The sequence below is a fragment of the Shewanella morhuae genome, assembly GCF_003028295.1.
In the GTDB taxonomy this organism is placed as follows: domain Bacteria; phylum Pseudomonadota; class Gammaproteobacteria; order Enterobacterales; family Shewanellaceae; genus Shewanella; species Shewanella morhuae.
The window spans coordinates 104,964-113,604 of record NZ_CM009684.1 but is presented as its reverse complement, the minus strand read 5'-3'; the positions used below and the strand labels follow the sequence as shown (position 1 = coordinate 113,604).

Genomic DNA, 8,641 nt, shown 5'->3' with positions numbered 1-8,641 from the left:
GTTGACTACCTATTTAGGCCGAGATTCGGCGACATGGATGGAATATGATGCCAGTATCTTGATGCGCCAGGCGACCCAATTGTACCGGCTCTGGTAGACCAAGGTGACGCTGATAACTTTCTTATTGAGCAGTTGAAGCCCGAAGTGCTCGAGGCTGCTGCTAAGGTTAAGGTTACCTCTAGAGCTTAATTATCGAGAGGTTATGATCATAGCTACTATTTCATCTCCAGCTTTATCGAAAACCATCTGCGTTTTCATGCCGAGCATCTGGGCAAGTAATTAAACTTAAACCAGTAACTTATTTTAACTAATAAGATCTGACTGAAAAGGTTGTCATTTGTGGCGAGACCTTTTTTTTTGGGTACCTATCTTTATTACAAATGGGTAAAAGTCATTTGTTATTTTACCCGATTACCATCTAAGTCAATATCAATAATAGCCGCAACAAATCATTATTTCTATCAAAGCAGCGGACTTATTCTGTCGAACATTTTAAATTTAAGGCTTATATTATGAGTTGGATCTTTCTATTACTAGGTGTCATGGCTGAAGCCTTATCTCATGTGGCGCTTAAGGCGACGATGGTTTCACGCGACCACTCCCTGCTGTCATGGTGATTTTGGGGCATTTGACGGCTTTTATTTTCTTGGGCCAGGCGATGAAGGGAATGCCTGTCGGCGTAGTACATGCGCTCTGGGCTGGAATGGCTATTGTTACAGTGACACTTCTGTCAGCACTCTTCTATCGTCAGCATCTGGACATGACAGCTTGGATTGGCATGCTGTTGGTTGCCCTTGGTGTGATAATGATCAACCTATCTCAGGGGCATAGCCACTAATCCATATACCCATCTCATAAAAAACCTATTATCCGTTTAGATAATAGGTTCCGTTTTAATCAAAAATGTCATTTATCAAAAAGATGTTACTCACATTTACAGCTGGACAATGTGCTAACTCAGTTCAGAAATATATGGCTAGGCTTATAAATCGTAACGCATACCTACATTAACTATCGGTGCTTTTCAAGATAGCTGCCACTCTTTGCTTAAATATTAAGCTGTATTTATAACGTCTTCGGTTGAAGCTTTATCTGGGTTTAACGTCATCGGTCCCACCGCCTGGCGTTGTTGAACAAATCCTTGAACTAATCGGTGTTGCCATGATCAGAGCTCCTGACTCACCTTCAGGACGGCAACATGGGCAAACCAATACGTAAAATTGTTAATTGGAAGCAATGCAACCAAGCGTTAGTGAACCGTGGTTCGCTCACCTTCAGGGTGGATGAAGCTGCAGTAAACGCGTGGTACTGCCATGAACATCATGGCGGGCGTGGACGCGGGTTTAGCTATAGTGATGTGACGATTGAAACCGCGTTGATGGTCAAATGCATCTTTAATTTATCGTTGCGTGCGCTAGAAGGCTTTCTCCAACGCTTTGTTTACGTTGATGAGTGTGCGACTTAAATCCCCCGATTACACTTCTATCAGTAAACGCGCTAAGACAGTCAATGTTCAGTACCGCAACCCCAGTCGCAATCCCATAACGCATGTGGTTGTCGATGCTACAGGACTAAAAGTGTTTGGTGAAGGCGAATGGAAAACCCGCAAGCATGGCAGCGAAAAACGCCGCACATGGCGTAAGTTGCACTTAGCCATCGATGCAAGCACTCACGAAGTCGTTGCCGCTGAAGTCAGTCTTGTGTCAGTAGGCGATAATGAAGTACTGCCGACCTTACTCAATCCTTTACGGCGAAAGATAATGCAGGTATCGGCAGATGGGGCTTATGATACAAAGGGTTGTTATCAATTACTGCGACGTAAAGGCTGCAAAGCTACCATCCCACCGCGCTCAAATGCGGGTTATGGGAAAAGGGGCATCCACGCAATGAAGCGGTAGAAGCACTGAAAGCGGGTCAGCTGAAACAATGGAAAATCGATAATGGCTATCACCAGCGCTCTCTAGCAGAGACCGCCATGGGCCGATATAAACAGTTGAATAGTCCAATGCTGAGTTTACGTGATTACAATGGGCAAGTCGCAGAGGTATTGGCCGGTGTGAAGGCGATGAACAAAGTCATTAGACTGGGTATGCCCATTCGTCAGCAAGTTGCTTAATCAGCCAGAAGCCTTGGAACGATTACGTTCTATGAAATGATTTAATCAACAACGCCGTGTTTATACAGTATTATTGAGCTTTTGTGACACATAGTAGAAATCAAGCCTGTTCAGTTCACGAGGTACTATTAAGAATAAGAAACAATATGCTAAATTCAATCAACTAAAATCGTTTTTGCACAGCTTCAGGAGATACGAGGGAACCAAAGTATGCATTCTCGTTTTGATAAAAGGTGAATTGAGGATGATGGTTAAAAACTGTTGTGGATTAAACAATTATCATTATACGTTTTACTGATCTAACCTGAATAAACGCGCAAGACGTGTATACAAAGCTTAGAGTTCTTCAAGATTTATTATCACAATTTGGAGTATATATATGCCCTATGAGTTGGGTAGCAGGTTAGTTATTGGCTGTAGTGGTTGAGTGCGCTATATCGCCATCATTTTGATGGTTTGGCAGAGAAGGTTGTTTCGGTGTCCGTTCAATATCAAGTTGACACCATTACTCAAGAATTAATCGATTTACTTGAAGCGGGAAGTGAACAATGAAACCTCTTTTATTGTTAGTTAGTGTTTTGGTGTTATTTGGTTGTGCTGAACGATCTAAAGAGCCGGTGTCATATAAAGGTGTATATACATACGGCTTTGAAGTCAGCGTGTTCTCACCAGATAAAGAAGCTAAAGAGTATTGGCTATATTCTGAAAACCAATCGCTCGAAGAAGTACAAAACATGTTGACGAATACCATCATTGAAGCAAATGGCGATAATCCATACCCAAGTGTCCACATTGAGTTTTATGGGGTTGACGAGGGACAGCCCTCAATAAATGATGGTGAAATCCCTTCTTCTTATGATGCGTTAATGAACGTATCAAAAGTCGTTAACATAGGAAAAATTTAACGATTTGGTTAGTACCAAGGTCAGTGCTTTTTAGGGGACTGTCGCAAAGCAGACGAAGTAAACTAAAGTGTTGATGATGTGCAGGCATTAATTTGGAGCATGCCACGGCATGACACTTCCCATCAGATATCATCATGCAAGCGCTACGATATTACCTAGCCAATAAACTTAGTTACCGTGAAATTGAGGAAATGTTCGCGGAGCGAAACATTCATTTTGACCACTCAACCTTGAACCGCTGGGTTATCAAATATGCACCGCAGTTCGAAGCCATATTCAGGAAGACAAAGCGTCGAGTATCTGGCTCGTGGCGAATGGATGAAACTGTTCTGGTCTAATCCCATCGGACACTTAATTTTGAGACAGTAGGGTCAATAAATTAAGAGGTCTATATGAGTCTGAAGAAATCACATAAGAGTTATCCGCAGGCATTTAAAGATGAAGCTGTCTTGATGGTGCTAGAACAAGGTTATAGCGTTGCCGATGCGGCAAAGTCTCTTGGAGTTAGCACGAGCCTGCTTTACAGGCTGGAAGGAAAAACACCAAGCCCTGTAACAAGGTATCACCTTAGAAGAGTCTGAGTGTGATGAGCTAAAGAGATTGCGTAGAGAAAACAGAGAATTACGCATGGAGAAAGAAATTCTAAAAATACCCAAGGGGCACGCCGAGGCAAGCGCCTTCTTTGCGAGAGAAATGAAGTAAGATTTCGTTTCATCAAACTGCAATCTCAACTGTTTCCCATAGCACTGTTATGTCGAGTAATGAGTGTCAGTAAGTCAGGCTATTACGATTGGCATAAACGCCCTGCAAACGTGATAAGCGTTGAAACACTGAAGCTTTATCGCCTTGTTCGACAGCTATTTAAACAAAGTCGAGGCAGCTTAGGTGTAGCGGCTTGCACACATAATCCCTTCGGCGCGATTACATCCGCCAAACTGGGTTCACATTAATTGATAATAAGCGGTGCCGCCGACTCACATTAACTGCCAATGGGGGCAGATTAACTAACAACGGGCTTGCATTCATCTAGGCGGACTCACATTAATTGCCACTAAACTGCCATGAGCCAACAAGCTCGTAGAGAGTCGAGATATGCTGTATCAGCGGACAAGCAACAAGGCCTTAATGTAGGTTAACTTTACATTTTTGGCGCGTTGGGCAAATTCGGTATAATTAAAACTGCTCCCTGAAGCCTTCGGCTATTTTCTCCAGTTGGTTCATTAAGCCGGTATCACGATCAGTATTATCGACATCATTCGGCTTGTTCTTATCCCAATGTTTAATGATGGCTATCAGTAGGTAACAATGACTGTTGAAGAAACCAGGGCAATACACCAGCACATAACCGCTGGTCCGTTTGAACTGCACAAGCTTGAGCGGAAAACCTGCAGCTTTGAAATGCAGATGTTGTAATTCAAGATAAGAGCGGTTATGGGTAAACAGGTAGAAACCATTGACAATCCAGGGCGAGAGTGGTTTATTTTTAAACGCTATGTATAGAAGATAATCCACTCTATATACTACAAAGCGATTCCTGTTTATTTAACACTCAATTGCCGTCTATTTTGCGAACGAGTTTAGATTGTAAAACGTTCACGCTCTTACCCTAATTGACAACCATGGTTTCCATACTATTATAATTTAAAATCTGACATTTTGGATTCTATTAGCGATATCCATTATTATGCCTGTGGAGCAAACTCTGCTGCAGCTTTACGGTGAGCGGTATAAACGGCTTCGCCATCACTTTCAGCATCAAAGATAACCGTCACATCTGGTGAGAAAATAATAACATCGCCTACTTCGGCAACATATTTATTACCTTGCTGGTCTCGCATAATAATTTTACCTTTCGTCACAACTTTATATTCTACAGAATCATAGATGTATTCAAATTCGACGCCTGGTTGCATGATGAAGTGACCAATTGTCAGTGCGTTTGAATTATTGGTAACAGCAACTTCAGCCATTTGGCTTCGCAAGCCTTCAATTTTAATAATTTCATTTAGTTCATTCAATTTTAATGAGCCTGCTTTAAATAGCGATATCCCAGGCTTATCTGTCAATGTGGTCATATGTTGTTTTTCCATTTAATTTAACATAACCCACCAATAAGGGTGCTTTATGCATTATTTGTGTTTGTTTTGCATTTACATACAGGCTATTAAAAGTAGCAATTATATATTCAAGGCTTTCTTTAATTCTTTCAATGCTAATTTCGCACCTATAAATTTAATTTCGTTCCATCAATGTATATATCGATCATGGCTACCGCTAAAATCTGACATAAAAAGTGTCGTAACAATTTTTTATTAAATCCTGTACCTCCCAGAACGGCAGGGCGAGGGCGTGAGTGGTTGATTTTTAAACGCGATGTATAGAAGATAATCCTATCTACATATTACAAAGCGATTCCTGTTTATTTAACACTCAACTACCGTCTATTTTGCGAACGAGTTTAGATTGTAAAACGTTCACGCTCTTGCCCTGCCCAGAACGGGAATTGATTGATGAAACAGAAACGAACTTAGCCGTTATTCGCTATATGAGTAGCGATGGCATCCATCAATACAGGAGATAAGCAGTCGTAAGGTTCCAGTCCCAACTCTTTAAGGGTGTTACGTACATCCCCCATGGATTCAGGCGCTGCGCCCGACTCGATGATCGATGACACAAACGCCGCAAACTCTGGTGCAGACCAACCTTGTTCTGAAGATAGTTCCGTATGGACGAAATCTAAACCATGGAAGGGGTGGCCCGTGTTTTCGATGCGGCCAAACATATGCGTGCCGCACTCTTTGCAGGCATAACGCTGAATAGTTGCCGATTCGTCGATAATGATCAATTTGTGAGAATTTTCAGTGACGCTCACCTTGTCACGTGCGACAACGGCGACTTGAGAAAACAAGGCTCCTTCTGGCTTCCAACATTTGCTACAACCGCAAACATGATTGTGGGCAGTCTGAGCACCAACGGTAACTTCAACGGGCTTACTGCTGCACTTACAGAATAAATAACCGCCAGAAAAGCCATCACGACCGGCAACAATACCGTTATCGACTTGAGGGTGAATTAAAGTTTTAATAGTGATTACTCCATGGATATTTAGTTAAGACAACCTCCACCTGAGGCTGTTTGGTTTGAATTACATAGCTTTCTTGAAAATATTAATAATATCTTCAGTGGTTGCCTTTCTTGGATTTGTTAAGGAACAGGCATCATTCAGGGCGTTGATTGCCATAAGCTCAAGCTTGCCCTCCTTAACACCAAGATCAGACAGTTTCTGATCTGTGCCAACCGAAGCAGATAGTTTCTCGATAGCAAGGATGCCAGCTTCAGCTGCATCGACTAACGTCATGCCCACAGTATTTACACCCATTGCTTTCGCCACTTCGGCAAAACGCTCCACTTTTTCAACCGCGTTAAAACGTGACACTATCGGTAACAAGATGGCGTTACAGAGGCCGTGCACCAGATCATAGACACCACCGAGTTGGTGAGCCATCGAGTGTACATAACCTAATGAAGCATTAGAGAATGCCATACCTGCAAGGTACTCACCGTATTGCATAGCCTCACGAGCCTCACGATTTTCACCATTGTTAACTGCCGCCTTCAGGTTTTGGGCAATAAGCTCAATAGCTTTAACTGCTGAGGCATCGGTTATTGGCGTTGCTGCCGTCGACACATAAGCTTCTATCGCATGAGTCAATGCATCCATGCCTGTCGCTGCCGTGAGGAACTTAGGCATTGCAACCATCAACTCTGAGTCGTTTACTGCAATTATTGGAGTTAGGTTTTTATCTACAATCGGGTATTTAGTTTCATCTTCCTCATTGGTCACGATGGCAAATATCGTCATCTCTGCTGCAGTACCAGCTGTAGTATTCACAGTCACCAGAGGTAGTTGTGGCTTAGCCGACAGATGAACCCCTTTAGAGTAATCACGAATGTGGCCGCCGTTGGCTGCGACCAATGCGATGCCTTTAGCACAGTCGTGTGAAGAACCTCCGCCGAACGAAATAACGAAGTCACATTTTTGCGCTTCGAGCAGAGCCAAACCCTGTTCAATATTTTTTTCTGTCGGGTTCGGCTTAACGCCATCAAAAATTACGAATGCGATATCGTGAGCAGATAACTGATCTGTCAGCTTATCCACCAACTTGATATCTACTAATGCCTTATCTGTAACAATCAGTGCCTTGTTGAAGTTTCTTGCCTGCAGTTCTGTGCCTAACAATTTGATAGCATGTTGTCCCATCAGAGACATTGGAGGCATATAAAATGTAGTACTCATTTGTCTTTCCTCGTATTGAATAAAAAAGGGTAAATTTGCTAATGGGTCAGTAGTTTTGAGGCGATAAACTGGCCTGGGTTGATGTCAAAGCCTGAAGATCTTCGCCTGTATTACTTGGATAACGAGGATTATATTCCACTCAAAAGTAATGATAATCCCATAATTTCGGAAATATCTTTTCCTTCTCAGTAACAATTTTGAATGTGAAAAGCGCTACCCCTATGTGGTGTGAGAACAAAATGAAATTCACTCTTATTTAGGATACAAATTGCATCCACAATATTTTTGACGATAATGAGTATTATTGAAGACCTATAATTACTGGGAAGCAACAATGTTTAATTGGGAAGGCGTTAGCGAATTTGTAGCCGTTGCAGAGGCAGAGAGCTTTACCAAGGCCGCAAAACAGCTTGGGATATCTACCGCGCAAGTCAGCAGGCAGGTCAGCGCATTAGAAACCCGAATGGCTACTAAGCTGTTTCACCGCACCACACGTAAAGTGTCGGTGAGCGAAGTGGGTCGGATCTATTATCAACACTGCAGGCAAGTGCTGAATGGATTAGAAGAGGCCGAGCGCGCGATTACCAATTTACAGAGTACACCGAGAGGGCTGTTAAAAATTACCGCTCCAGTAACTTATGGTGAAAAAACGCTTGCGCCGCTGGTGAACGATTTTATCGCTAAATACCCAGAGCTTGAAGTAAAGATAAATCTGACGAATCAGAATGTCGACTTAATCGATGATGGGTACGATCTCGCCATTCGACTCGGACAGCTTAAAGACTCGAGTATTATGGCCAAAAGACTAGGCTCAAGAACTCAATATGTTTGCGCCTCCCCAGATTATGTTTCAACTTTTGGAATACCTCACTCACTGTCTGAGCTGGAACAGCATAACTGTCTGTTGGGAACATTAGATTACTGGCGATTTCAGGAAAATGGAAAGACGAGAAATGTCAGGGTTAAGGGTAATTTGACCTGTAACAGTGGCTATGCACTCGTTGATGCCGCGATAAAAGGCATAGGCATCATTCAGCTACCTGAGTACTATGTATTGCCTTTTTTAGAAGATGGACAGCTTGTTCCACTGTTGGAGCAAAATCGTCAACCTAAAGAGGGGATCTGGGCACTCTATCCTCACAACCGGCACTTATCACCTAAAGTGCGCATGCTACTTGATTATCTGAGTGAAGCTCTGAGTTAAGTTCTGAGTCCGTGGGAACTTGAGCATCCACAGCATGACACTCAACTTTGCTACAGAACCCCTATTTCGCCCCGTATCTTCCTTCCAGCGGGGCATGTTTTTGCCTTAGAATGAATCAA

7 protein-coding genes and 5 pseudogenes are annotated in these 8,641 nt (G+C 42.7%); 8 read left to right on the top strand and 4 right to left on the bottom strand.

Translation table 11 applies throughout. The annotated features are described in order from the left end of the window. Positions 1–4: 4 nt before the first annotated feature. From C9I43_RS18985 to C9I43_RS00560, 7 genes and pseudogenes are all read left to right on the top strand, one after another. Positions 5–279: pseudogene (locus tag C9I43_RS18985) on the top strand (alpha/beta hydrolase-fold protein); the annotation flags it as partial. A 233-nt stretch (positions 280–512) separates the two neighbouring features. After that, positions 513–838 (top strand): annotated as a pseudogene (locus C9I43_RS00580) (DMT family transporter). Between the two features lie 360 nt (positions 839–1,198). Then, positions 1,199–2,116, top strand: a pseudogene (locus C9I43_RS00575) (IS5 family transposase). A gap of 423 nt (positions 2,117–2,539) precedes the next feature. Continuing rightward, positions 2,540–2,668 (top strand): hypothetical protein, encoded by a 129-nt coding sequence (locus C9I43_RS18980; protein WP_258191661.1) that lies wholly within the window; start codon positions 2,540–2,542, stop codon positions 2,666–2,668. Next, positions 2,665–3,021 (top strand): hypothetical protein, encoded by a 357-nt coding sequence (locus C9I43_RS00570; protein ID WP_107881324.1) that lies wholly within the window; start codon positions 2,665–2,667, stop codon positions 3,019–3,021. Before C9I43_RS18980 ends, C9I43_RS00570 begins: the two co-directional genes overlap by 4 nt. A 134-nt stretch (positions 3,022–3,155) precedes the next feature. After that, a pseudogene (locus C9I43_RS00565) lies at positions 3,156–3,353 on the top strand (IS6 family transposase); the annotation flags it as partial. Between the two features lie 60 nt (positions 3,354–3,413). Further along, a pseudogene (locus C9I43_RS00560) lies at positions 3,414–3,908 on the top strand (transposase); the annotation flags it as partial. Between the two features lie 286 nt (positions 3,909–4,194). On the opposite strand, the gene C9I43_RS00555 reads toward C9I43_RS00560, so the two are convergent. The 4 genes from C9I43_RS00555 to C9I43_RS00540 form a co-directional block, all read right to left on the bottom strand. Beyond that, a complete protein-coding gene (locus C9I43_RS00555) occupies positions 4,195–4,533 on the bottom strand; it encodes a type II toxin-antitoxin system YafO family toxin (RefSeq protein WP_246611776.1) in 339 nt (112 codons plus the stop codon). Positions 4,534–4,703: 170 nt separating this feature from the next. Then, positions 4,704–5,096 (bottom strand): cupin domain-containing protein, encoded by a 393-nt coding sequence (locus C9I43_RS00550; protein ID WP_107881435.1) that lies wholly within the window; start codon positions 5,094–5,096, stop codon positions 4,704–4,706. 452 nt (positions 5,097–5,548) lie between these two features. Further along, entirely contained in the window at positions 5,549–6,106 is a 558-nt protein-coding gene (gfa, locus tag C9I43_RS00545) for an S-(hydroxymethyl)glutathione synthase (protein ID WP_107881433.1), read from the bottom strand. A gap of 60 nt (positions 6,107–6,166) precedes the next feature. Further along, positions 6,167–7,318, bottom strand: coding sequence for an iron-containing alcohol dehydrogenase (locus tag C9I43_RS00540; RefSeq protein ID WP_107881431.1), 1,152 nt, complete (start codon positions 7,316–7,318; stop codon positions 6,167–6,169). Between the two features lie 334 nt (positions 7,319–7,652). On the opposite strand from C9I43_RS00540, the gene C9I43_RS00535 reads away from it, so the two are divergent. Continuing rightward, positions 7,653–8,522, top strand: coding sequence for a LysR family transcriptional regulator (locus C9I43_RS00535; RefSeq protein ID WP_107881320.1), 870 nt, complete (start codon positions 7,653–7,655; stop codon positions 8,520–8,522). The last annotated feature ends 119 nt before the right edge of the window (positions 8,523–8,641 follow it).